The following is a 3,062-nucleotide window of genomic DNA, read 5'->3' as shown; positions in this document are numbered from 1 at the left end:
CTGCGCGAGGCGCACCAGGGTGTCGTAGATCGAGGTGTCGCCGTGCGGGTGGTACTGACCCATGACATCACCGACGATGCGGCTGCACTTGGAGAAGCCGCGGTCGGGACGGTAGCCGCCGTCGAACATCGCATACAGGACCCGACGGTGCACCGGCTTGAGGCCGTCGCGCACGTCGGGCAGGGCGCGCGACACGATCACGCTCATCGCGTAGTCGATGTACGAGCGCTGCATCTCGACCTGCAGCTCGACCGGCACGGTGCGGTCGGTCTCGGGGGTCTCAGTCACGGTGGCTACCTATCCGGTTCTCGTCGACGTGGCTGGGCAACTGGCTGGTCAGATGCCCAAGGTGTCGATGGCTGTGTTTTCTGCTCGACATCTTGCGGGGCTCGCTCGCTGGAGCTCGCTCACTCCTCAGATGTCGAGGAATCGGACGTCCTTGGCGTTTCTCTGGATGAACTTGCGACGCGGCTCGACGTCCTCGCCCATGAGGACGGTGAAGATCTCGTCGGCGTTGGCGGCGTCGTCGAGGGTGACCTGGCGCAGGATCCGGTTGTCGGGGTCCATCGTGGTCTCCCACAGCTCGGAGTCGTTCATCTCGCCGAGACCCTTGTAGCGCTGGACGGGCGCCTCCTTGGGCAGCCGGCGCCCGGCCGCCTCGCCGGCCTCGAGCAGCACGTCGCGCTCGCGGTCGTTGTAGGCCAGCTCGTGCGGGGCGTTGGTCCACTTGATCTTGTACAGCGGCGGCTGCGCGAGGTAGACGTGGCCGGCGTCGATCAGCGGCTTCATGAACCGGAACAGCAGCGTCAGCAGCAGGGTGGAGATGTGCTGGCCGTCGACGTCGGCGTCGGCCATCAGCACCACCTTGTGGTAGCGCAGCTTGTTGATGTCGAAGTCGTCGTGCACGCCCGTGCCGAGCGCGGAGATGATCGCCTGCACCTCGGCGTTCTGCAGGATCCGGTCGATGCGCGCCTTCTCGACGTTGAGGATCTTGCCGCGCAGCGGGAGGATCGCCTGGATCCGCGAGTCGCGTCCGCCCTTGGCCGAGCCGCCGGCGGAGTTGCCCTCCACCACGAAGATCTCGCACTCCTCGGGGTTGCGCGAGCGGCAGTCGGCGAGCTTGCCCGGCAGGCCGCCGCCGCCCATCAGGCCCTTGCGGTTGCGGGCGAGGTCGCGGGCCTTGCGGGCCGCCATGCGTACGGCGGCCGCGTCGATCGACTTGCGCACGATGGTCTTGCCCTCGGCGGGGTTCTGCTCGAACCACGCGCCGAGGTGGTCGTTGAGCACCGTCTGGACGTAGGACCGCGCCTCGGTGTTGCCGAGCTTGGTCTTGGTCTGGCCCTCGAACTGCGGCTCGGCGAGCTTGACCGAGATGATCGCGGTCAGGCCCTCGCGGACGTCGTCGCCGGTGAGGCGGTCCTCGGGCTTCTTCACGAGGTTCTGCGCCAGCGCGAAGCGGTTGACCGTGTTGGTCAGCGCCGAGCGGAAGCCCTCCTCGTGCGTGCCACCCTCGTGGGTGTTGATCGTGTTGGCGAAGGTGTGCACCGACTCGGAGAACCCGATGTTCCACTGCATGGCGATCTCGAGGCTGAGGCCGGACGCCTCGTCCTCGGCCTCGATCGCGATGATGTCCTTGTGGATCGGCGCCTTGCTGCCGGTGTTGATGTGGTGCACGTAGTCGATCAGGCCGGCGTCGTAGCGGAAGCGGCGCTCGAGGGTGCCGTCGCCGGCGTCGTGGGCCTCGGACTCGTCGACGACCTCCACGGCGGCGTCCTCGGCGCTGACGCCGTCGCTCGCCGGGTCGAGCGTGGCCGTCGCGCCGCTGCGGCCGTCGCGCACGACGATCTCGAGGCCCTTGTTGAGGAAGGCCATCTCGCGGAAGCGGCGGGCGAGCGTCTCGAAGGAGTACTCGACCGTCTCGAAGATGTCGGCGCTCGCGTAGAACGTCGTGGTGGTGCCGGTCTCGTCGGTGGGCTCGCCCTTGACGAGCGGGCCGTCGGGCACGCCGTAGGTGAACGACTGCGACCAGGTGAAGCCGTCGCGGCGCACCTCGACCAGGAGCCGGGTGGACAGCGCGTTGACCACCGAGACGCCGACGCCGTGCAGACCGCCCGACACCTTGTACCCGCCGCCGCCGAACTTGCCGCCGGCGTGCAGCGAGGTGAGCACCAGCGTCACGGCCGGGATCTTCTCGATCGGGTGCTCGTCGACGGGGATGCCGCGGCCGTCGTCGACGACGCGGACGCCGCCGTCCTCCTGCAGCGTCACGTCGATCACCGAGCAGTAGCCGGCCAGCGCCTCGTCGACGGAGTTGTCGACGACCTCGTAGACGAGGTGGTGCAGGCCGCGCTCGCCGGTGGAGCCGATGTACATGCCGGGACGCTTGCGCACCGCCTCGAGGCCCTCGAGCACCTGGATGTTGCTGGCGTCGTACCCCGATCCGGGGGTGGCCACCGGGGAGGTCGGTGCGACTGCGTCGTGGTGGTCGACGTCGTTCGGGGTGGGCGTGTCGGGGGTGTCGCTCACGCGGCTACGGCCTCCTGGTCGTCGGTGTGCGCCGGGGCGCACGACCCGGCCCCTCGGGCCGGACATGTCGAGGATCGCCCGCCGGCGGCGCCCCCGATCGGTGTCGACGGGGAGCAGGTGCGGTGAGGCGATCCTTCGTCGTCCACTATACCGGTCCTGAGGGCCATCTCGGGTGAACCGGCCCCGAGAACGTGCGCACCGTCGTCCCCAGACCGGCCCTCAGCGGCGCGTCAAGGGCCGCGAGAGGCCCTACGGGGCGACGCGTGATGCCCCCCTCGCGGGGCCGGGGCCCACAGACGCCCAGGGAGCGCCGCACACGCGAGGACCGTCCGACCCGGCGAGACGATCGCCACGACCTCGCCCGTCGACGTGACGGGGCTTTGCCCGATGCGTCATCGTAGGAGGGTGACCGCATCCCCCGCTCCGCCCCCGATGACCCGCCCCGCGGGCCCGCCGGCGAGCCCGGAGCCGCGGTCGCACGGAGGGTGGGCGGTGCTCGCGTGGGCCGTCGCGACCGTCCTGGCCGCGGTCGTCGC

The 3,062-nt window shown here is 70.0% G+C and carries 2 protein-coding genes; both read right to left on the bottom strand.

The genetic code is table 11. The annotated features are described in order from the left end of the window. Positions 1-234 (bottom strand): DNA gyrase subunit A (locus ACI6PP_RS23055; protein WP_476712956.1); only part of this gene is annotated, 234 nt, incomplete at its 3' end. Positions 235-414: 180 nt separating this feature from the next. Continuing rightward, the gene (gene gyrB / locus ACI6PP_RS23050; protein ID WP_421114090.1) at positions 415-2,526 is read right to left on the bottom strand and encodes a DNA topoisomerase (ATP-hydrolyzing) subunit B; all 2,112 of its coding nucleotides are present in this window, start codon (positions 2,524-2,526) and stop codon (positions 415-417) included. Between the last annotated feature and the right edge of the window lie 536 nt (positions 2,527-3,062).

Source organism: Solicola agrisoli (assembly GCF_049059935.1).
Classification (GTDB): domain Bacteria; phylum Actinomycetota; class Actinomycetes; order Propionibacteriales; family Nocardioidaceae; genus JAURVT01.
Note: the sequence above shows the minus strand (reverse complement) of the source record. Positions and strands in the feature narration are given on the sequence as shown.